The organism is Pseudomonas entomophila, assembly GCF_023277925.1.
GTDB classification, from domain to species: Bacteria; Pseudomonadota; Gammaproteobacteria; order Pseudomonadales; family Pseudomonadaceae; genus Aquipseudomonas; species Aquipseudomonas entomophila_D.
In genome coordinates this window covers 1,139,655-1,160,115 of the sequence record NZ_CP063832.1, presented here as the reverse complement: position 1 = coordinate 1,160,115, position 20,461 = coordinate 1,139,655, and the positions used below count along the sequence as shown (strand labels likewise).

Below are 20,461 nucleotides of genomic sequence, written 5' to 3'. Positions count from 1 at the left end.
CCTCTCACTTGTACTCGATCAGTACCGGCTTGCCGGTAGTGAACCTGTTCATCATGAACTTGACCTGCCCGAGCATCTCCGGAAACTTCCCCAGCACCAGGAACACGGCCTGCAACCAGTTCTCGCGCGCGGACCTGCCACCACGGCGCGCCAGGCGCGCAGCTTGCAGCGGGTAGGCCAGCAGCAACACCAGGCCCCAGCCCCCCAGCGCCAGGCTCGCCACCCCGATCGCCAATGGCAGCCCCAGGCCCCAGAGCCAGGCACGCCGCGCTTCGCGCCGCCAGTGCCGCTCGGGTGGCCCGCCATGCAGCGAGGCCCCCTCGGCGAATGCATACCCTGCACGCAAGCTGCGCCGCCACCACTGGCCAAAGCGGGTCATGGCGGCATCGTGCAGGGTCATTTCCTGGTCGAGCCGCCAGATCTTCCAGCCATGGGCACGCAGGCGAATGCACAATTCGGGCTCTTCGCCGGCGATCAGCGCCGGACGATAGCCGTGAACCGCGCTGAAGGCGTCCACCCGCATCAGTGCGTCGCCACCACAAGCCTTGGTCTCCCCCAGCGGTGTGTCCCACTCCAAGTCGCACAACAGGTTGTAAACCGAATGCTGCGGGTAGCGCTCGCGACGCCGGCCACACACCACCGCAACCTGGGGGTGTGCATCGAGAAAACGTTGCGCTTCAGGCAGCCAGCCGGCCACCACCTCGCAGTCGCCATCGACAAACTGCACATGGCGCATGCCCGGCAACAGGCGTTGCAACAGGGTGAAGCCTTCGTTGCGCGCACGCGCCGCGGTGAAGGGGGTGGCCATGTCCAGCGCCAGCACTTCGACCCCTTGCCGACGAGCCATCGCCACCGAGCCATCCGTGGAGCCGGAATCGACGTAGACGATCTGGTCCGCCGCCTCGCGCAACGACGCCAGGCAGCGTTCAAGACGCGGGCCTTCGTTGCGGCCGATCACCACCACTCCAATGCCTGTCACCCTGGGCCTCACTCAATTGCCTTGAATGGAAAATTCCCTTTATCACCACGCCCCGTCGGCACACTCACGGGCATTGCACGGCTTCGTGGCGCGCCCGCGTCTTGATGGTCGCTGGCACACCGACGGCGATCGAGTTGTCCGGCACATCGGTCAGCACCACGGCGTTGGCGCCGATCACCACGTTGTTACCAATGCGGATTTCACCCAGCACCTTGGCCCCGGTGCCGATGTCGACGTTGTTGCCGAACACCGGCGCGATGGGGCGCTCGACATTCTTCAGGCCCACCACCACGCCGTTGCGAATCCGGCAGTCGTCGCCGAAACGGGCGTAGCCGCTGATGACGATGCCACCAAAATGGTCGATGACGAAGTTGCGGCCAATCTCCACTTCACACGGCAGCTCGATGCCGGTGAGGATCTGCACCAGTTTGAACAGCACCTTGTAGACGAACGACAGTAGCTTGCGCAGCAACGCCGGGCGCACGCCGTAGCGCCAGCGCCCGAAGCGGTAGACCAGCATCACCCAGAACCCTTGGGCGCCCCAGTCGCCCCCATATGCTCGCAAGTCCGCGCGAATGTTCTCGAACATGGCTTCACCTAGCGGGTGGGTTGAGTGGCGTAACGGGTCTTGCGCAACAACGACCAGGTGGCCTGGTTGTGCCGCCAGCAGGCCTGCATCGCGGCCCAGCCGCGCCCCTTGAGCAAGGCCTTGAGGGCCAGCACCAGGTCCCCCAGGCACACCAGCGCCATGTGCAGGATCAGCCCCGACACACCGTGGTGCTTGCGAAAGTACAGCAGCTCGCTCTCGATCTGGTAGGCACTGATCTGCCGACTGGCCGCTTCCAGCTCGGCCACCGACTTGGAGCTTTCCCCGCCGATGTGCACGACGGTGGTGTATGGGTAGAACACCACCTTCCAGCCCGCTTCCTTGACCCGTTTGCAGTGGTCGACTTCTTCGTAGTAGAGGAAATAGCGCGGGTCGAACAACCCCACTTGGTCGAGCACTTCCCGCCGCACCAGGTAGAAGCAGCCAGGCAACCAGTCGCACTCGCGCACCGCGTCATGGTCCCAGGCCATCTCGTCGACCATCTTCAGGCCGGGGAAAAAACGCCCGAGCCCGGTGCGCGCGACGAACACATTCAAGGGTGTCGGAAAGTAGCGGCAGCACGGTTGCAGCTCGCCCTCGCGCCCGACCAGGCGCACGCCCAGTACGCCGCAGTCCGGATGCTCATCCATGTACTCGAGGGTTTTCGCGAGTGAGTCGGCTGCCACGAAAGCATCGGTATTGAGCAACAACGCATAACGACCTTGCAGATGATCGAGCAATTGATTGTTGGCCCGGCCGAAACCGACGTTCTGCGTATTGCTCAGCAACACCGCCTCGGGGCAGACCCGCTTCATGCGTTCCACCGAGTCGTCCACCGAGGCGTTGTCCACTACCAGGTACTTGGCCAGCGTCTCGCCACCGGCCTGGCGCAACGCATCGAACATCGGTTGCAGCAGCGATGCGGTGTTGAAATTGACCACCATCACATCGACGGGCTTGCTATCCATTGCTGCCCTCCCCGAAGAAGTACTCGCGCCTGGCCGCCGCCAGCAGAGGTTCCAGCTCCGGGTCATAGCCGCCCTTGCGCTCGCTGACCAGGTGGATCCAGGGGTAGGCGGCGCAACGCGCCTCCACCCGCTCGATCAACTGGTCCATGGTGCAGATGAACTTGGCCGGGTTGCCACCGACCACGCTATTGGGCGGCACATCCTTGGTGACCACGGACCCTGCGGCCACGATGGCGTCGGGGCCGATGGTGACCCGGGGCATGATGATCGCGCCATGGCCGATGTAGCAGTTATCCTTGATGTCGATGTAGCCCACCGAGTCCAGGTGCTTGCCGCGGGCGTACTCGATCAGCGCGACGACGCTGTCGTGGCCGATCAGCGTGCAATCCGACAAACCGACATTGCTGCCCAGGCGCACCAGCGTCGGGTCGGTGACGTTGCAACCGGGGTTGATATGGACGTTGTGCCCCACCGAATAGAACTTGCCCCAGCGGGTCTGGTACGCCCCCCAGTCCTGGGCATTGGGGTTGCACAGTTTCTTGTAGGTTCCGCCCGCCCGGCCGGTCTTGTTGGCGTAGTAGGCCACCGCCCTGCGTATCCATCCGAACATAATGCGCACCTCACGCGTCTTTCGATCCTGGAGTGTTCCTGAGGCGAATGGGGCCTGTTACTACCGATGTCGACCTTCCCGCCCACGAACCGTTTCAACCACGGTGTTACGGTTACTGCCCCGCCCTTGCCCTCACTTGGCGACGACCACGCCGCTCATCGACCTCATCCGTTCATTCAGGTGATCCGCCAGGCGCACGGCGAACTGCAGCAGGGGCATGGTCGGGTTGGCTGCGGCGCCGCGGGCGAAAATGCTGCTGCCGGCGACGTACAGGTTGTTGACCCCGAACACCTTGCAGTTGCTGTCGACCACACCATGCTCGGCACTGGCGGCCATGCGCGTGGTGCCCATGTGGTGGGCATGGGGCTCGAGCTTGAGCGGGACGCTGGTGTCGTAGACGAAATCGTTGAGCTTGACGAAGCCCATGCCGCTATCGGCGAACTGCTTGGCCAGCTCGGTGCCGATGCACTTGATGGTGTGCCGGTCCTCGGGCGCCAACGCCCAGTTGACATTGACCTTGGCCACCCCCAGGGCGTCTTTCTCGTCGCGCAGGGTGATACGGCTCTGCGGGTTGGGGAACTGTTCGATCATGGTGCCGAAGATGCCATCGCCCGGGCAGCTGAACTTGGCGATGAAGTCGATCTTGCCGGCCACGCCCCATTCGCAGGCCAGGTTTTCCAGGAAGTCCTTGACCTCGGCGGTTCTGCCATAAGTCCTGACCTCGGACATCACCGCGGCGGTCACATTGCCCTTGCCTGAGCGGTATTTGTCGGCGAAGACATCGGTGGTGTAGTACGAACGCAGGCCGGTATCCTGCCCTTCCTTGAGGATGAAGGTGCCGATCTCGATGTTCAGATGGTCCATCAGGCAGCGCCCGACCATCCCATCCTTGTTGACGACGCCGGCCGCCGACAGCGAACCGCTGTTGAGCAGTTGCCGGGCGTTCTCGATGGCACCCATCGCCAGTACATAATGCTTGGCCGACACCCGTTCGCGGTGCCGGTCGTAGTCGGACACCACCACCGAAGCCAGGCCACCGGAGGCCTTGTCGAACTGCAGGTCGACACAGTTGCAGTTGATGAAGACATCCAGCCCGGCAGTCTCCTTGAGCTCGGTGTCGTATTTCTGGGCAAACCGTGTGGGCGGGCTGAGCAGGAAACGGTCGGCGTTGAACTCACCGCCACCGAGATCAGCATTCACTGCCCGGAAGTCCGCGCCTTGCCCGATGTCGACGATGTCCATCGCAGCGGGCAGGTAGCGTTCGACCTCGGCATAGGCGATAGGCCAGCCGGGCAGCCCCCCCTGGGGTGGGGTGCTGAAGTCAGTCGCATCGAACGGGCGACAGCGGCCCGCCCAGTGGTTGGAGGTTCCGCCAAGAAAGCGCAGGCGCGTGTCATGGGGGTAGAGTTCAAGGCCCGTCGATGAACAGTCGTAGAAGGTCTGCGAACTGTCCGCGTAGGTTTGCCCGCCGGCTTCCAGCAGCACCACGCTCCACCCGGCCTTGGCCAGGCGCAAGGCCAGCGTGATACCGGCCGGTCCGCCGCCGACGATGCAGAAATCATAGGCGCCGCGCAGCGCCTTCTCGGTCTGATAGTCCCTGATCATGCCTGCCCGTCCCGAAAATACTGAGAAGGCAACACCCAGCCGTTGATGATGACAAACCCACCTTTTTCAGCGGGCCTGCGCTCGACGACTGTCCCGGTACCGAACACCGCCACCCCCGCGCCCAGCAAGACACAGCCACGAACAAAGCCCCTACGACCAGAAGACAGCGTACAGAACTGAAACTTCCCCATGATCCAAGACCCATGTCATAGATTGCGTGAACTTCAGTGCCCGAATCGCGCCTCGATCCCTGTTTGCGCGGCACTACCCCCTGGCGACCCTGCGCCAAACCACTCGAAATGGCCTCAGAGCCAGTTGAAGAAGCTCGTCGCCAACGCGCCGCAGGCTGCGCCGACCGCAATCATCGGCAGCACCACGAGTTCGCGCTTGAGATTGAACATGCCCAGCTTGCAATTGACATAGACGATCAGCGCCAGGGTCGGGAAGGAGTGCAAGGCAACGCCCCAGATCGCGTACTTCACGCCACCGATGGCCAGCAACAGCGGTAACCCGACCCACAGCGCAACCATGCGGATGATGTTGTCCATGGCCTGGTACTTGGTATGCCCCAGGGCAATCCAGACCTGATGTGCCAGGGTGTAGCGCAAGGTGAAGAACGACCACGACAGAATTGCCAGCATTGGCCCGGCAGCGGCATAGCGCTCGTCGTACAACCAGCCGATCAGCATGGGGCTCGCGGTCAGGAACACGCCGCAGGTGAACAACATGACCAGGTCCACCAGCAGGCGCGAGCGGTGGTACAACGCCTTCAGGCGCTCACTGTCGCCCGACCGGGTGGCCTCGCTGAAGGCCGGCAGCGCCACCGTGCCGACCACTTTCAGCAAGCCGGTCTGCAGCGAGCCGAGGATCAACACCGCGATGGAGTACACACCCAGTTCCGCGGTGGTCATGCTGGCGCCGAACCACATACGGTCGCCATACATCGCCAGCACACCGACGATCGACGACAACAGGATCCAGCGCCCGAACACCACCAGCTCGGCCAGCGCCTCGCGGTCCCATTGCAGGCGGTGGACCGGTCCCTTGATCGCCAAGTGCCCGAGCAAGGTGCCCGCCAGGGCGCCGGCCAGGCCGGCGATCACCAGCGACCAGATGGATCGGGTGAAGTAGCCCAGGACCAGCATCGTGATCAAGCCGACGAGCTGCGAGCCCAGTTCCACCAGCACCACGCGCTTCTGCTGGAACGTGCGCAAGGCGACGTCGATATTGGTCGCCTGCAGCCCGTAGATGATCGCCGACAGGCCGGTGACCGCCAGGATCATGGGCAACTCCGGCGCCGCGTAGGTGGAACCCGCCGGCCACAGGTTGGCCAGTTGGGATAGCCAGGCGCCCAGCGCCAGCAGCAAGGTCAGGGCGAACAGGATGAAGCCGCGGATGATCTGCACCGTCCAGGCCGTGTTGAGGAACGTCGGGTCGTCGCCACGCGGGCTCTGGATGATGTTCTGGCGCAAGCCCACGTCCGAAAGCAGGTGCAACAACACCGAGACGGTGGTGGCGATGACCATGATCCCGAACATTTCCGGCAGCAGCAGCCGGGCCATGATCAGGTTGCCACCCAGGCGCATCACCTGTGAGGCGACGAGGGAGAACACGTTCCAGGCCCCGGCCCCTATCGCCCGCCGACGAAGGCTCCCCGATGCAGACGCTTCAACTGACGGCATGAGTTCGATCCCTGACTGGATGGCTAGAAGTCACTATAGTTTCAATCAGCCATGATGCTAGCCGTCGTCCACCACCGGATAGGTGAACACCGCCAATGCCTGAACATATTCGTGCGTTGATCGTCATTCTGTTTGCCGCCGGCGTCGTTTTCACGCTCGCCCGCCGCCCGGCGACAGACCTGATCCCCTACAGCGATTTCAAGCGGCGGCGCAACCTGTGGTTCGCTCTGACGCTGGTTGCATTCTTCTCGTTCAGCTTCTGGGTATACGCCGCCGCTGCCGCACTGGTCATGTACCTGGCCGGTCGGCGCGAACGCAACACCATGGCGCTGTTCTTCATGCTGTTGTTTCTCATTCCGCCCGCCTCGGTGCAGATCCCCGGGTTCGGCGTGATCAACTACCTGCTCGACCTCAACCACCTGCGCCTGCTGAGCCTGTGCATCCTGCTGCCGGCGGCGCTGAGCCTCAGCCGCCAGGGCGACACCGTGCGCCTGGGGCGGCTGTGGCCAGACAAGCTGCTGGTGGCCGGCGTCGTGCTCCTGGCCTTGCTGTACCTGCGCGACACTACCCTCACCGACACCCTGCGCCAGGCGTTCTACCTGTATGTCGACGTGATCCTGCCGTACTACGTGGCCAGCCGCGCGCTCAAGACCCTCCAGGACTTCAAGGACGCCTTGCTGGCCTTCGTGCTTGCCTCGTTCGTCCTGGCGCTGATCGGGGTGGCCGAGTTCCTGCGTCACTGGCTGCTCTACGACGCCTTGCTCGACGCCATGGGCGTGCGTTGGGAGATGTCCAGCTACCTCAGCCGTGGCGGCTCGCTGCGGGCCAGCGCCACCACCGGCCAGGCCATTGCCCTGGGCTATGTCATCAGCGTGGCCGCCGGCCTCTACCTGTTCGTGCAAGGGTTCGTGCGCAGCGGGCTCCAGCGCGCCCTGGGTGCCCTGCTGCTGGCGGCCGGCCTGGTCGCGCCTCTGTCGCGCGGCCCCTGGATCGGCGCGGGAATCATCCTGGTCGTCTTCATCGCCACCGGCAGGAACGCCATCAAGCGCCTGATGCTGCTGGCCATGGCCGGCGTGCTGGCCCTGCCGCTGCTCACAGTGGTGCCCGGCGGGCAGAAAGTGCTCGACCTGCTACCGTTCATCGGCAATATCGAAAAAGAAAACATCACCTACCGGGAACGCCTGCTGGACAACTCGTGGATCGTCATCCAGCGCAACCCGCTGTTTGGTTCGTTCGATTTTCGCAACACCCCGGAAATGCAGTCGATGATCCAGGGCGATGGCATCATCGACATCGTCAACACCTACGTGAACCTGGCGCTCAGGGTTGGCCTGGTGGGCCTGGGGCTGTTCGTGGCCTTCTTCGTGGTCATCCTGGTGGGGGTCCGCAAAGCGATGCTCGCCTTCCCCGACAAGGATGACCCGCAACGCCAGCTCGGGCGGGCGCTGCTGGCGACGCTGATTGGGATCATGGTGATCATCTTCACCGTCAGCAGCATTACCGTCATCCCCACCGTGTACTGGTCGGTGGGTGGGCTGGCCGTGGCCTATATCCAGATGGTCCGTCAGCAGCGCTACGCCCACGACATCCAACTTTCCAATGCAGGCCTTCAACCCAGGTAAAAGCCATGACACGAGGTTTTCTGCGCCGCTTCATAGGGATATCGGTATGCGCTGGCCTGGTGTTGCTGCCATTGGCGGGCTGGGCGGCAGCCTGGAACGTCAGTGTCGACGAACGCAATGGCCTGCCGACCCTGACCCGGGGTGGTGGCCCGACCATGATCTCCAGGTTCGACTTCTGGGGGGCAAAGTGGAGCTGGACAGGCTTCTACACAGCCTTCAAGGTCAACGGCCCGTATGACTATCGCCTTCAGGGTAAGAACCAGGAGCTCGATTTCGACCTCGCGGCCGACATCCGCAAAACCGCCCCGCAAACCCTGGCCTGGAATTTCATCCTGAACGCCCGCAGCCGGCAGGCGAACGTGATGGGCGGCGGTATCACCTTCCAGTTCGACCAGGCGCTGATCGACGGGGAAATGGGCGCCCCGGTGCTGCTGCCCGACAACCGCGGCTGGGCCTGGGGCGGCAATGGCCGGGCGCGGCGTATCGAGATGCGTTTCGAACCACCGCTGGCCAAGGTGTATTTCGAACGCGGCAACACCAACGAAGTGCGGGCATTTTTCTACCAGGACCCGATCCTGCCCGGCAAGCAACAGGTCAAGGCCGTGCTCGAAGTCAGCGGCGACATCACCCTTGGGCCAACACCTACTGAACGCTTCGGCCTGGCCGAGCCCACGCGCTGGCCGGATGACCAGCTCGACTGGCGCACCTCGCCGGTCGACCTGTCGTTCCTCAACGAGGCGCAAAAGCCGGCCGGAAAGCGCGGCTTCGTCAAGGCGGCGGGCGAGCAGTTGCTCTTCGCGGACAATACCCCGGCCCGCTTCTGGGGCACCAACCTGTCGGCCTACGCGATCTTCAAGACACCCGACGACGAGATCAGGCAACAAGCCAAGCGCCTCTCGGCCCTGGGCTTCAACCTCGTGCGCATCCACCACCACGACTCGCCGTGGGTCAGCCCGAACATTTTCGGAGACGTCAACACCCTGCGCGACACCCAGACGCTGAGCGCCGAGTCGCTGCGCAAGATCGACTGGTGGATCAAGTGCCTGAAAGAGGAAGGGGTCTACGTCTGGCTCGACCTTCATGTACAGCGCCCCCTTGCCGCCGCCGACCGGATCTACGGCTTCGACGAAGTGGCCAGGGGCGACCGGGCGATCGACCTCAAAGGCTACGCCTATGTGAACACGACTATTCAGCAGGCGATGAAACGCTTCGCCGAACAGTACCTGACCCACGTGAACACCTACACCGGCCTCGCCTACAAGGATGACCCGGCGATCGCCGCGATGCTGATCACCAACGAGAACGACATCACCCAGCACTTCGGCAATGCCTTGCTCGAGGACAAGAACGTCCCCCAGCACAGCAAGCTCTACATGGACGCGGCCAAGGTGTTCGCGCTGCGCAACCAGTTGCCCACGGAGACTATCTGGCAGGCCTGGGAACACGGTCCGTCGAAACTGTTCCTCAACGACCTGGAGCACCGTTTCAACGTCGACATGATCAAGCACCTGCGCGGCCTGGGGGTGAAGGTGCCGATCGTCACCACCAGCACCTGGGGCGGCAATGGCCTGAGCGCCCTGCCGGCGCTGACCGCCGGCGACATGATCGATGCGCACAGCTATGGCGGTGCCGGCCAGCTCGACCGCAACCCGCTGACCAGCGACGGCATGATCAACTGGATCGCCGCCGCCCAGGTGGTGGGCATGCCACTGACGGTCACCGAATGGAACGCCGAGCCCTTCCCCACGCCCGATCGTCACTCGTTGCCACTGTATGTGGCAGCAACCGCCCGGCACCAGGGCTGGGATGCGCTGATGCAGTACGCCTACAGCCAGCAGGCGCTGACCGAAGGCTGGCGCACGGCAGACAACTGGCACGCCTACAACGACCCGGCGCTGCTCGCCACCCTCCCCGCTGCGGCATTGCTCTATCGCCGAGGTGACGTGCAAGCGGCACGCACCCGTTATGTCTTCGCGCCACCGTCGAGCATGTTGTTCGGCCAGGCGATAACGCCCGCCAACTCGGCGTTGCTGCGCACCGCCATGACCCAGGGCAGGCTGCAGATTGCCATGCCCGCCACACCGGTGTTGCCATGGCTGCAAGCCAGCGCGATACCTGCCGATGCCAAGGTGCTGCATGACCCCGACCAGTCACTGCTCGACGCCAACGCCACCGAGGCGACCACCGACACCGGCGAGCTCAAGCGCAACTGGCAACAAGGGCTCTACACCATCGACACGCCCTTGACCCAGGCGGCCACCGGCTGGCTCGGCGGCCAGTCGGTCAGCCTGGGGGGTATCCAGGTACAGATGAAAACCCCCTATGCCAGCGTCGTGGTGCAAAGCCTGGACGCCAAGCCGCTCGACCAGTCCCGCAGCCTGCTGATTTCGCTGGGTAGCCGGGCGCAGCCCAGGGCGGACGACAAGACGCCGTTCTATGTCGAACCCCTTGAAGGCACGCTGGTGATCAAGGCCACCCAAGGCCTGAAACTCTACAGCCGCGACGCCTCCGGCAAGCAAAGCGAACGCCCCGTTACCTACAAGAATGGCCGCTACATCCTGCGATTCGACGGCCAATGGATGGCCAATTGGCTGTTCCTCAAATAGCCATCTAGAGTCACAAAAGACCTGTTCTGGCAGCCTGCGACCAGGCCTGCCGACAAGCCACCGCTCCCACCGCGCGTCAGGGAAGGTTGCACAGGCAAAGGAATCCAGGAGGTTTGCATGAATTTTCTGGTTGTCGGGGGTGCAGGCTATATCGGCTCGCACATGGTCAAGCACCTGCTGTGCGCCAAGCATCAGGTGGTGGTGGCCGACACTGCCCCCACGCGCCCAGGCATCAACTGGGTGCAACTGGACATCGCCAATGTCCATGCACTGGACACGCTGCTGGCCGAGTACCGTTTCGACGCCGTGTTCCACTTTGCCTCGTACATCCAGGTGGGTGAGTCCGTCGTCGACCCCGGCAAGTACTATCAGAACAATGTCGCGGCGACCCTGACGCTGTTGCAGGCCATGGTGCGGGCGGGGATCAGCAAACTGGTGTTTTCCTCGACGGCGGCCGTCTATGGCGACCCGCTGGAAACGCCGATCGACGAAGAACACCCGAAGGCACCGATCAACCCCTACGGGCGCAGCAAATGGATGGTCGAGCAACTGCTCGCGGATTTCGACCGTGCCTATGGCTTGAGGTCGGTGTGCCTGCGCTACTTCAACGCCGCCGGCGCGGACCCGGAGGGGCAACTGGGGGAATGCCACGACCCCGAAACCCACCTGATCCCACTGATTCTGCAGGCCGCCACAGGCAGGCGCCCGGCCATCACGGTGTACGGCCGTGACTACGACACCCCGGATGGCACCTGCATTCGCGACTATGTGCATGTTGCCGACCTGGCATCAGCCCATGCCCTTGCAGTGGACTACCTGATCGCGGGTGGCGCGAGCACGGCGTTCAACCTGGGCAATGGCTTGGGTTTCTCGGTGCAGCAGGTGATAGATGCCGCGCGTCACGTGACGGGCCGGCCGATTGACAGCAGCGATGCACCCCGCCGTCCTGGCGACCCACCCCGGCTGGTGGCCGATGCCGGCAAGGCACGCCAGGTGCTCGGTTGGGCCCCGCAGTTTGGTTCACTGGAACAGATCGTGGCCCATGCCTGGCGGTGGGAGTTGAAGTATCCGTGGCGTTGAACCGATGGAGCATACTGGGCTGCACTGTCGTCCTTTGCAGGAGCGGCTTTAGCCGCGATGCAGGCAACACGATATCCAACACCCGCTTCGCGGGTGATCGCGGCTAAAGCCGCCCCTATAGAGGTCGCGTCAAATCTGTGAGCGCCCGTCTTCGTCAGCGAATCTGGTGCTTGTGCAGCAACCGGTAAAAGGTCGGCCGGGAAACCCCCAGCACCCTGGCCGCCACGCTCAGGTTGTTGCTGTGGCGGTTGAGCACATCACACAATGCCTGGCGCTCCGCGCGTTGCTTGTAATCCTCCAGCGTCCCCAACGGTTGCTCCAACTCCCGCACCTCATGCAACCCCAGGTCCTTCGCCTCGATCTGCCGTCCCTCGGCCAGCACCAGGCCACGCCGCACCCGATTGGCCAGCTCGCGCACGTTGCCCGGCCACTCATGCCGACCCATGGCGGCCAGCGCGCTGTCACTGAACGAGCGCGGGCGCCGGCCGGTTTCCAGGCTGTAGAAGTCCGCGAAATGGCTGGCGAGCATCGGCATGTCGCCGTGCCGGTCACGCAGCGGCGCGGTCACCACCTGCAGGACGTTGAGCCGGTAGTACAGGTCTTCACGAAAACGCCCCTGCTCGATGGCTTTCTCCAGGTCCACATGGGTCGCCGCCAGGACCCGCACATCCACCGGGATCGGCTGGTTCGAGCCCACCCGCTCGATGTGCTTCTCCTGCAGAAAGCGCAGCAAATTGGCCTGGAGCTCCAAGGGCAGGTCGCCGATTTCGTCGAGGAACAGCGTGCCGCCATTGGCCGCCTCGATGCGCCCCACCTTGCGCTGGTGGGCCCCGGTGAACGCACCTTTCTCATGGCCGAACAGCTCGGACTGGATCAAGTGCTCGGGGATCGCACCGCAATTGATCGCGATGAAGGGCTGGTCGCAGCGCTGCGACTGCCGGTGCAGGGTGCGCGCCACCAGCTCCTTGCCCGTACCGCTCTCGCCACGGATCAATACCGGGGACTCGGTCGGCGCGAGCTTGCCGAGCAATTTGCGCAACTCGCGGATGGGCCGGCTTTCACCCAGCAACTCATGCTGGGGCTCGTCGATGTGCATGGCGCCCTTGCCGCGCAAACGCGCCATGCCAAAGGCCCGCCCGAGGGTGACCTGGACCCGCGACACGTCGAACGGCAACGTGTGGAAGTCGAAAAACCATTCACAGACGAAATCGCCGACGTTCTGCATGCGCAGTTCCTCGGCGCTGAGCACGGCAATCCACTCGGTGTTGCTACGCTTGATCATGTCCTTGACTGCGTCGGGGTGGCGCAGGTGTTGTGCCTGCAAGCGCAGTACGCCCACATCGCACGGGTGCTCCAGAGCGCTGTCCAGGACACTGCTGCGCACCTCCCAGCCGATGTCGCGCAGGCCCGGAAGCAACTGGTGACACTCGTCGCACGGGTCGACGATCAGCAGACGGCGCTGGGATGCAGATTCAGGCATGACCATTCCTTGGCGCCACATAATGGTTTTTTCCGAAGAAACAGTACTTTGCGACGCCCGACTTAACAGTAGCAACGAACTTGACAGCCCCCACTACCGTTGGTCAGCCCATGCGTAGCGCTGCGCCACACCTTGAAGTTATCGCTAATTAATGACGTCACATGCGGCAATGCGCAGGGACAGACAAATACACGTTAATAAAAAATTTCAAACCCGGTGTGACTCCACCCCTGATCTGGAGCATCAGTACGAATAACCCCGCGCTGTACCCTTGCTTGGCATAACACCGCGGAACCTGTATTTCGCTGTTTGGGACCATAGAGAGACCGAACCATGAACGCCCCGCTCCGTGTCAACGAAGCACTGCTGATTGCCGACCACGCCTTCGAACCCTTCCAGTGCGTCGCCTGGGATGCCCCCAACGGCACGGGCGAGCTGAGCCTGGCGGTGATCGACCGGACCAGCACCCGTATCGGTGCCAAGCAAGTCTCCTCGCGGGTCTACTCCGACCCGGCGCAATGGGCTTGCCTGATCGAGGAAGTACGCGCGGAACTGTGCCAGAAGGGTTATGACCTGCAACCCTGGTCGATGCCGAAGTAAAACACAGGTGCGCGCAGTTCGCGCACTTGTGTAACTCCCGCTTTTACCGCGGCCTACCTTTTTTGGAGCGCGACATGTTGTCGCATGCAATCCACTTAATGGATTAGCGTGAACGTCTCTATATGCCGATATTCGGCGTGTAGTTGTTCGGCAAGTTGTCGTGCCCGCCCCACGCGTACAGCCGCCAGTTCCATGTCCACCAATAAAGTGGCGCACGGCAATGGCTGTGGCGTGGCCCACTGACGCAACCGACCGTCGGTCAGTATCAGGCAGCGTTGCACTTCCTGAGGGAGGCGTTTGCGCCGCGCCAGTAACCAGTGGCGCGCCTCCTCCAGCGCGGCGAACAATGGTGTGCCACCACCGGCCCCTAGCCCCTGCAACCAAGGTTGCAACGCCGCCGAGGCCTTGAGCCCGTGGCGCTGCCAGTGTGGCCGGTTGCCGCTGGCGGTGAGCAGCGCCAGGCGCGCCCGTTGTCGGTAGGCCTGGTCGAACAGCTCGGCCAGCAGCCCTTTGGCCTGGGCCAGGGCCTGATGGCGGCGAGTCGAGGCCGACGCGTCGACGACCACCAGCCACAACGCAGGCCCGTCGGCCTGACGTTGCTGCCAGCATAGATCTTGGCGCTGACGAGGCCGGCCCTTGAGCAACGTGGGCAACCAGGCAATTCGCCCGCCATCGGCCACGCGCGGACGGCCACGGGATACCCCCTTCAGCTGACCTGCGCGGGGCCTGGCATCCGCCGCCTGGGTGTCGCGCGGGCGGATGCTCAGGGCTTTTTTGCCCAGTTCGGCACCTCGCGCCGCGCACCCCCGGCCACCGGCTGCGGCGGCAATGCCCCCCAGTCGCCCTGCGCTTGCTCACGCTCACGCCCCGGCGACGGCTCAGCCGCGCCGGCCGGCGCCGGTTGTTGCGCATCGGCGCGCCGTCGGTGGCGCAAGGCAAACTCGGCCACCGCCTCCACATCACCCTCCTCGATAGCCGCACCGCCACGCCAGGCGGCATGGGCCCGGGCGGCGCGCAGCCAAACCAGGTCGGCACGCAGGCCATCGACGCCAGCAGCAAAACAGCGTTCGGTAATCCAGGCCAGGGCCTGGTCGTCCAGGGCAATCGAAGCCAGTTGCCCGCGCGCCTGGTGACAGCGCTCACGCAGTTGCGCCTGCGCTTGCGCCCACTCGGCGCAGAACGCCTCAGGGTCGCTGTCGAACGCCAGACGTCGGCGGATGATCTGCTGCCGCGCCTCTGGCGCCGGCAAGCCCTCGAGGGCGACATTGAGGCCGAAACGGTCAAGCAGTTGCGGGCGCAGCTCGCCTTCTTCCGGGTTCATGGTGCCGATCAGCACGAAGCGGGCGGCATGGCGATGGGAGATGCCATCGCGTTCGACACGGTTGGTGCCGCTGGCGGCCACGTCCAGCAGTAGGTCCACCAGCGGGTCGGGCAGCAGGTTGACCTCGTCGACGTACAGCACGCCACCGTCGGCATGGGCCAGCACCCCCGGCGAGAAGCGCGCCTGGCCTTGGCCCAGGGCGGCATCCAGGTCGAGGGTGCCGACCAGGCGCTCCTCGGTCGCGCCCAGCGGCAAGGTCACGAACGGCCCATCACCAAGCAAGTCGGCCAGGCCACGGGCCAGGGTGCTCTTGGCCATGCCACGCGGGCCTTCGATCAGCACGCCGCCGATCTTCGGGTCGATGGCCGTCAGGCACAGGGCCAGCTTGAGATCGTCGGCGCCGACCACGGCCGCCAGGGGAAATTGCACGGGTTCGCTCATGTTCAGCTGTCTTCCTCGCCGTCGAGCAACTGCTGCTCGAGGCTGTCGCGGTAGTTGCCCGGTTCCTGCCACAGCCCCCGCTGCTGGGCTTCCAGCAAGCGTTCGGTGAGGTCACGCAGCGCCTCGGGGTTGTGCTCGCGCATGAAATCACGGGTGGCCGGGTCGAGCACATAAGCGTCGGCCAGGCCTTGGTAATGATGGTCGTCGATCAGGTGGGTGGTGGCATCGAAGGCGAACAGGTTGTCCACCGTCGCGGCCAGCTCGAACGCACCTTTATAGCCATGACGCTTGGCGCCGTCGATCCACTTGGGGTTCAGGGCACGGGCGCGGATCACCCGGTTCAGCTCTTCCTTCAAGGTGCGGATGCGTGGGCGGTCGGCCTGGCTGTGGTCGCCGTGGTAACTGGCCCGGGCGCTGCCCGCCAGGGTTTCGGCGGCAGCCAGCATGCCGCCCTGGAACTGGTAGTAGTCGTTGGAGTCGAGCAGGTCGTGCTCGTGGTTGTCCTGGTTCTGCAGCACCGCCTGCACCTGGCTGAGGCGCTGGGCGAACTGGGCGCGGGCCGGGGTGCCCTCGTCGCTGGCGCCATAGGCGTAGCCACCGTGGTTGAGGTAGACCTCGGCCAGGTCGTCGCGGCTATGCCACAGGCGCCCGTCAATGGCGTTCTGCACGCCTGCGCCGTAGGCACCGGGCTTGGCGCCGAACACCCGCCAGCCGGCCTGACGGCCGGCCTGCTCGGCATCCATGCCGTCACCCAACAATTTCTCTCGTTCTGTTCGCACACGGGCGGCCAGCGGGTTGAGGTCGTCCGGCTCGTCCAGCGCAGCCACCGCCTGCACCGCCGCGTCGAACAGGCGGATCAGGTTGCCGAAGGCATCGCGGAAGAAGCCCGAAACCCGCAAGGTCACGTCGACCCGCGGGCGGTCGAGCAAGCTCAGCGGCAGGATCTCGAAGTCGTCCACCCGCTGGCTGCCAGTCGCCCACACCGGGCGCACGCCCATCAGCGCCATCGCCTGGGCGATGTCGTCGCCGCCGGTGCGCATGGTCGCCGTGCCCCACACCGACAGCCCCAGCTGGCGCAAGTGGTCGCCGTGATCCTGCAGGTGGCGTTCGAGGATCAGGTTGGCCGAGGCGAAGCCCAGGCGCCAGGCCGTGGTGGTTGGCAGGTTGCGCACATCGACGGTATAGAAGTTGCGCCCGGTCGGCAGTACGTCAAGCCGCCCACGGCTGGGCGCGCCACTGGGGCCTGCGGGCACGAAACGCCCGGCCAGGGCGGCCAGCAAGCCATCGAGCTCGGCGCCGCCGCACGCGTCCAGGTTGGGCGCGACCTCTTGACACAAAGCGCGCAGCACTTCGCGCACAGGCTGCCAGCAGGGTGTGTCTGGCAGGCAGACGTCGCCCACCAGTGCCTGCTCGATCAAGCTGATCGCCAGCAGCTCAAGGCGCTCGCGGGTATCACCCTGAGTGCGCCAAAGCCCTGGGTCACAGGCCTGCAACAATGCCGGACGTGGCCCTGCCCAGGCCTGGCCCAAGTCGCAATCGAGCGGATCGAAGCCCAACTCCAGCGCCTTGGCCAGGGCGCGGATCAGGCTGGCATTACCGCCCTTGCCGTCTCCCCGCTCGACCCGCAGCAGCGCCAGCAAGGTGTCGCTGCGCAAGCGCCCCTGGGGCGACTGACCGAACACATGCAGGCCATCGCGGATCTGCGATTCCTTCAGGTCGCACAGGTAGGTGTCCAGGCGCGGCAGCCACACCGCCGCGTCGTCCAGTTGCCCTTCGAGTTGCAACTCGCGGTCGATATGGTTGGCCTTGACCAGTTCGAGGATGTCGCGCTGCAGCTCGCGGGCGCGGCGTGGATCGAGCAGTTGGGCTTCGTAGTACTCATCGGCCAGTTGCTCCAAGTGGCGCAGCGGGCCGTAGGTTTCGGCGCGGGTCAGCGGCGGCATCAGGTGGTCGATGATCACCGCCTGGGTACGCCGCTTGGCCTGGGCGCCCTCGCCCGGGTCATTGACGATGAACGGGTAGATGTTCGGCAGCGGGCCGAGCAACGCATCCGGCCAGCATTCATTGGATAGGCCCACGCCCTTGCCCGGCAGCCACTCCAGGTTACCGTGCTTGCCGACATGGATCACCGCGTCGGCGGCGTAGCCGTTGCGCAGCCAGAAGTGGAACGCCAGGTAACCGTGGGGCGGGACCAGGTCCGGGTCGTGGTACACCGCACTGTGGTCGACCTGGTAGCCCCTGGCCGGCTGGATGCCAACGAAGGTCAGGCCGTAGCGCAGCCCGGCGACCATCATGCGCCCGGAGCGGAACATCGGGTCCTGCTCGGGCGGCCCCCAGCGCTCGAGCACGGCGCGCTGGTTCGCCTCGGGCAAAGCGGCGAAGGCACTCTGGTAGTCCGCCAGGCTCAGGCTCTGGGCGCAGGGGCGGTGGTCCAGGTGGTCGAGGTCGTTGGTCACCCCACCGAGCAACTGGTGGATCAGCTCGGTACCGCTGCCCGGCAGACCCGCCACCGGATAGTCATTCGCCTGCAGGGCCTGGAGGATGTTCAGGGCGGCGCCCGGCGTGTCCAGGCCGACGCCATTGCCGATGCGCCCATCGCGGGTCGGGTAGTTGGCCAGCACCAGGGCGATGCGCTTCTCCTGGTTGTCCAGGCGCGCCAGCTCCACCCAGCGCCGCGCCAGCTCGGCGACGAAGTCCATGCGTTCAGGGTGGGCCCGGTAGCAGACCACGTCGGCCTGGCTGCGCTCGCTGCGCCAGGCCAGGTCCTTGAAGCTGACCGGCCGGGTGATGATGCGCCCGTCCAGTTCCGGCAAGGCGATGTGCATGGCCAGGTCGCGGGCACCCAGTCCCTGCTCGCTCTGTTCCCAGGCAGGCTGGTTGTCCTGGGCGCAGATCGCCTGCAACACCGGCACGTCGCGGCGCAGCGGGCGCAGGTTGGGCTGTTCGGGGCTGGACAGGGCGAAGCCGGTGGTGTTGATCACCACTTCGGCCTCGACCGCGTCGAGCCAGTCTTCAACCTGATCGAGGCAAGCGCGCTCCTTGAGGCTGGCCACGGCGATCGGCAGCGGATTCAGGCCGCAGGCCTGCAGACGCTGGCAGAACACGTCAATGAACGCGGTGTTGGCCGCTTGCAGGTGCGAGCGGTAGAACAGCAACGGCGCCACCGGGAACGTCGGGTTCCATTCTGCGTACCAGTCCTCGGGCACCGCGCTGGCCTTGTTCGGGTGGTAGACCGCGGTGCGCGGCAACGGTTGCGGCTCCTGCCACGGATAGTCACGCCCGAGCCACAGGTTGGCCAGGCAGTTGAACAGGTTGACGGCGTTGGCCTTGCCGCCCTGGCGCAGGTAGTGCCAGAGCCGCTCGGCCTGCTCGCCACGCACCGTGCCCAGGTCGGTCAGTTGCGGATCGGGGCGATCATCGCCCGGCACCAAGATCAGTTGCACGCCTCGGTTGGCCAGTTCCACCAGTTGCTCGACACCATAGCGCCAGTAGCCGACGCCGCCGTGCAGCGAGACCAGAATCACCTTGGCGTGGCGCAGCACCTCGTCGACATAGAGATCGACCGAGGCATGGTTCTGCACCTGCATGGGGTTGGCCAGGCGCAGGCTGGGAAAGTCCTCCGGCAACTGCTCGGCGGTTTCGGCCAGCAGTGCCAGGTGCGAATCACCGCTGCAGAGGATCACCAACTCGGCGGGAGTCTGGCCGAGATCGGCGATGCTGTCGTCCGGCACGAAGCCGCCGGGCTGGGTCCGCAGCAGGTGCATGGGTCAGGCGCCCAGGGCCTGGCGCAGGCGCGCTTCCAGTTGCGCGGCATCGAGGTCCTGGCCGATCAGCACCAGGCGGGTGATGCGCGGCTCTTCGTTGCGCCAGGCGCGGTCGAAGTGCTTGTCGAAGCGGGTGCCCACGCCCTGGATCAGCAGGCGCATCGGCTTGCCGGGGATGGCGGCGAAGCCCTTGGCGCGCAGGATGCCGAACTCGGTGACCAGTTGCGTGAGGGCGTCGAGCAACAGGCTTTCGTCGGCTTCGGGCAGGTCGAGGGAAATGGAGTCGAAGGCGTCGTGGTCATGGTCGTCATGGTCATCGCCATCGTGGTGCGAATCGTGGTGGGTGCGCCGGCCATCGATATGCGCCTCGGACTCGGCACCCACGCCCAGCAACACCTCCAGCGGCAGGCGACCGCTGCTGGCCTCGATCACCTTGACCGCCGGCGGCAGCTCTTCGGCCACTTCGGCGCGGACCTTGGCCAAGCCTTCTGAATCAATCAGGTCGGCCTTGTTCAACACCACCAGGTCGGCGCTGGCCAGTTGGTCGGCGAACAGTTCGTGCAGGGGCGACTCATGGTCGAGGTTGGGGTCGAGCTTGCGCTGGGCGTCGACCTGGTCCGGGTAGGCGGCGAAGGTGCCCGCTGCCACGGCCGGGCTGTCGACCACGGTGATCACCGCGTCGACGGTGCAGGCGTTGCGGATTTCCGGCCACTGGAAGGCCTGGACCAGAGGCTTGGGCAGCGCCAGGCCGCTGGTTTCGATGAGGATGTGGTCCAGGTCGCCGCGACGGGCCACCAGTTCGCGCATCACCGGGAAGAACTCTTCCTGCACCGTGCAGCACAGGCAACCGTTGGCCAGCTCATAGACGCGGCCATTGGCCTCTTCTTCGCTGCAACCGATGCTGCACTGTTTGAGAATTTCGCCATCGATGCCCAGCTCGCCGAACTCGTTGACGATCACCGCGATGCGGCGGCCCTGGGCGTTGTCGAGCATATGGCGGAGCAAGGTGGTCTTGCCCGAGCCGAGGAAGCCGGTAACGATGGTGACGGGGAGCTTGGCCAGTGTTTTCATGTCGCGGTGCCCTTGGCGGCTGTGGCGCGGGCATGCAGGACGATAG

At 64.9% G+C, this 20,461-nt stretch carries 15 protein-coding genes; 4 read left to right on the top strand and 11 right to left on the bottom strand.

All coding sequences use genetic code 11. The annotated features are described in order from the left end of the window. Positions 1-4 precede the first annotated feature (4 nt). The 6 genes from IM733_RS05265 to IM733_RS05240 form a co-directional block, all read right to left on the bottom strand. Positions 5-979, bottom strand: a complete 975-nt coding sequence (locus IM733_RS05265; protein ID WP_248919863.1) for a glycosyltransferase family 2 protein — start codon at positions 977-979, stop codon at positions 5-7. 64 nt (positions 980-1,043) lie between these two features. After that, on the bottom strand, positions 1,044-1,568 hold the full coding sequence (locus IM733_RS05260; RefSeq protein WP_248919862.1) for a serine O-acetyltransferase: 525 nt from the start codon (positions 1,566-1,568) through the stop codon (positions 1,044-1,046). Between the two features lie 8 nt (positions 1,569-1,576). Next, the gene (locus tag IM733_RS05255) at positions 1,577-2,533 is read right to left on the bottom strand and encodes a glycosyltransferase family 2 protein (RefSeq protein WP_248919861.1); all 957 of its coding nucleotides are present in this window, start codon (positions 2,531-2,533) and stop codon (positions 1,577-1,579) included. Further along, on the bottom strand, positions 2,526-3,143 hold the full coding sequence (locus IM733_RS05250; protein WP_044488742.1) for an acyltransferase: 618 nt from the start codon (positions 3,141-3,143) through the stop codon (positions 2,526-2,528). Before IM733_RS05250 ends, IM733_RS05255 begins: the two co-directional genes overlap by 8 nt. Before the next feature lie 132 nt (positions 3,144-3,275). Beyond that, positions 3,276-4,748 carry an FAD-dependent oxidoreductase gene (locus IM733_RS05245; protein WP_248919860.1) on the bottom strand — a complete coding sequence of 491 codons (1,473 nt, stop codon included), beginning with the start codon at positions 4,746-4,748 and terminating at the stop codon, positions 3,276-3,278. Positions 4,749-5,053: 305 nt separating this feature from the next. Then, positions 5,054-6,430, bottom strand: coding sequence for an oligosaccharide flippase family protein (locus IM733_RS05240; RefSeq protein WP_248919859.1), 1,377 nt, complete (start codon positions 6,428-6,430; stop codon positions 5,054-5,056). A gap of 95 nt (positions 6,431-6,525) precedes the next feature. On the opposite strand from IM733_RS05240, the gene IM733_RS05235 reads away from it, so the two are divergent. From IM733_RS05235 to galE, 3 genes are all read left to right on the top strand, one after another. Further along, on the top strand, positions 6,526-8,052 hold the full coding sequence (locus IM733_RS05235) for an O-antigen ligase family protein (protein ID WP_248919858.1): 1,527 nt from the start codon (positions 6,526-6,528) through the stop codon (positions 8,050-8,052). 5 nt (positions 8,053-8,057) lie between these two features. After that, entirely contained in the window at positions 8,058-10,658 is a 2,601-nt protein-coding gene (locus tag IM733_RS05230) for a glycosyl hydrolase family 5 (protein WP_248919857.1), read from the top strand. 117 nt (positions 10,659-10,775) lie between these two features. After that, on the top strand, positions 10,776-11,738 hold the full coding sequence (galE, locus tag IM733_RS05225) for a UDP-glucose 4-epimerase GalE (RefSeq protein ID WP_248919856.1): 963 nt from the start codon (positions 10,776-10,778) through the stop codon (positions 11,736-11,738). Positions 11,739-11,892: 154 nt separating this feature from the next. Here the strand turns inward: galE and IM733_RS05220 are convergent, their stop codons facing one another. Beyond that, positions 11,893-13,218: a sigma-54 dependent transcriptional regulator gene (locus IM733_RS05220; protein WP_248919855.1), complete on the bottom strand. Its 1,326-nt coding sequence runs from the start codon at positions 13,216-13,218 to the stop codon at positions 11,893-11,895. A 333-nt stretch (positions 13,219-13,551) separates the two neighbouring features. Between IM733_RS05220 and IM733_RS05215 the strand changes: the two genes are divergently transcribed. Then, positions 13,552-13,818 carry a hypothetical protein gene (locus IM733_RS05215; RefSeq protein WP_213660839.1) on the top strand — a complete coding sequence of 89 codons (267 nt, stop codon included), beginning with the start codon at positions 13,552-13,554 and terminating at the stop codon, positions 13,816-13,818. Between the two features lie 95 nt (positions 13,819-13,913). Here IM733_RS05215 and IM733_RS05210 read toward each other — a convergent pair whose 3' ends face one another. From IM733_RS05210 to cobW, 4 genes are all read right to left on the bottom strand, one after another. After that, entirely contained in the window at positions 13,914-14,480 is a 567-nt protein-coding gene (locus tag IM733_RS05210) for a vWA domain-containing protein (protein WP_349292555.1), read from the bottom strand. A gap of 101 nt (positions 14,481-14,581) precedes the next feature. Continuing rightward, positions 14,582-15,580 (bottom strand): ATP-binding protein, encoded by a 999-nt coding sequence (locus tag IM733_RS05205; RefSeq protein ID WP_248919853.1) that lies wholly within the window; start codon positions 15,578-15,580, stop codon positions 14,582-14,584. Between the two features lie 2 nt (positions 15,581-15,582). Then, complete coding sequence (gene cobN / locus IM733_RS05200; protein ID WP_248919852.1) at positions 15,583-19,344, bottom strand: cobaltochelatase subunit CobN; 3,762 nt, start codon at positions 19,342-19,344, stop codon at positions 15,583-15,585. Positions 19,345-19,347: 3 nt separating this feature from the next. Next, positions 19,348-20,415 (bottom strand): cobalamin biosynthesis protein CobW, encoded by a 1,068-nt coding sequence (cobW, locus tag IM733_RS05195; protein WP_248919851.1) that lies wholly within the window; start codon positions 20,413-20,415, stop codon positions 19,348-19,350. Positions 20,416-20,461 lie beyond the last annotated feature (46 nt).

What these genes read in the sequence shown, in the direction of transcription:
- IM733_RS05260 (WP_248919862.1), bottom strand. Translation starts at nt 1,568, where the DNA reads ATGTTCGAGAACATTCGCGCGGACTTGCGAGCATATGGGGGCGACTGG.
- IM733_RS05235 (WP_248919858.1), top strand. Translation starts at nt 6,526, where the DNA reads ATGCCTGAACATATTCGTGCGTTGATCGTCATTCTGTTTGCCGCCGGC.
- galE (WP_248919856.1), top strand. Translation starts at nt 10,776, where the DNA reads ATGAATTTTCTGGTTGTCGGGGGTGCAGGCTATATCGGCTCGCACATG.
- IM733_RS05215 (WP_213660839.1), top strand. Translation starts at nt 13,552, where the DNA reads ATGAACGCCCCGCTCCGTGTCAACGAAGCACTGCTGATTGCCGACCAC.
- cobN (WP_248919852.1), bottom strand. Translation starts at nt 19,344, where the DNA reads ATGCACCTGCTGCGGACCCAGCCCGGCGGCTTCGTGCCGGACGACAGC.
- IM733_RS05220 (WP_248919855.1), bottom strand. Translation starts at nt 13,218, where the DNA reads ATGCCTGAATCTGCATCCCAGCGCCGTCTGCTGATCGTCGACCCGTGC.
- cobW (WP_248919851.1), bottom strand. Translation starts at nt 20,415, where the DNA reads ATGAAAACACTGGCCAAGCTCCCCGTCACCATCGTTACCGGCTTCCTC.
- IM733_RS05230 (WP_248919857.1), top strand. Translation starts at nt 8,058, where the DNA reads ATGACACGAGGTTTTCTGCGCCGCTTCATAGGGATATCGGTATGCGCT.
- IM733_RS05240 (WP_248919859.1), bottom strand. Translation starts at nt 6,430, where the DNA reads ATGCCGTCAGTTGAAGCGTCTGCATCGGGGAGCCTTCGTCGGCGGGCG.
- IM733_RS05250 (WP_044488742.1), bottom strand. Translation starts at nt 3,143, where the DNA reads ATGTTCGGATGGATACGCAGGGCGGTGGCCTACTACGCCAACAAGACC.
- IM733_RS05255 (WP_248919861.1), bottom strand. Translation starts at nt 2,533, where the DNA reads ATGGATAGCAAGCCCGTCGATGTGATGGTGGTCAATTTCAACACCGCA.
- IM733_RS05205 (WP_248919853.1), bottom strand. Translation starts at nt 15,580, where the DNA reads ATGAGCGAACCCGTGCAATTTCCCCTGGCGGCCGTGGTCGGCGCCGAC.
- IM733_RS05245 (WP_248919860.1), bottom strand. Translation starts at nt 4,748, where the DNA reads ATGATCAGGGACTATCAGACCGAGAAGGCGCTGCGCGGCGCCTATGAT.